Annotated in this window: 2 protein-coding genes; both read right to left on the minus strand. The window is 66.4% G+C overall.

Annotation, left to right across the window (positions count from 1 at the left end):
• Nucleotides 1-95: FAD-binding protein (locus ACPYOI_RS35960; protein ID WP_481424157.1), on the minus strand; the 95-nt coding region annotated here is incomplete at its 3' end.
• A gap of 18 nt (nt 96-113) precedes the next feature.
• Nucleotides 114-479: electron transfer flavoprotein subunit alpha/FixB family protein (locus ACPYOI_RS35965; RefSeq protein ID WP_481424156.1), on the minus strand; the 366-nt coding region annotated here is incomplete at its 5' end.

The raw sequence follows: 479 nt of genomic DNA on the forward strand, positions 1-479 counted from the left end.
TTCAGCCGGATCGCAGCCGACAGACCGGCTGGCCCGGCGCCGACGATCACCACGTCGAATTCCATCGCCTCGCGTTCGGGGAGTTCCGTGTCCATCGACGCCGTACCTTTCCGTCAGAGCGCCTTCTGCAGTTCCGGCAGGGCTTCGAACAGGTCGGCGACCAGCCCGTAGTCGGCCACCTGGAAGATCGGTGCCTCCTCGTCCTTGTTGATGGCGACGATGACCTTCGAGTCCTTCATGCCGGCGAGATGCTGGATCGCACCCGAGATGCCGCAGGCGATGTAGAGATCAGGAGCGACGACCTTGCCGGTCTGACCGACCTGCCAGTCGTTCGGCGCGTAGCCGGCGTCGACCGCCGCGCGCGAAGCGCCGACGGCCGCACCCAGCTTGTCGGCAACGGGTAGGATGACTTCCTTGAACTTCTCGGCCGAGCCGAGGGCGCGGCCGCCGGAGATGATCACCCGGGCCGAGGTCAGTTC

It is taken from the genome of Rhizobium sp. SVR5-2C, assembly GCF_056755115.1.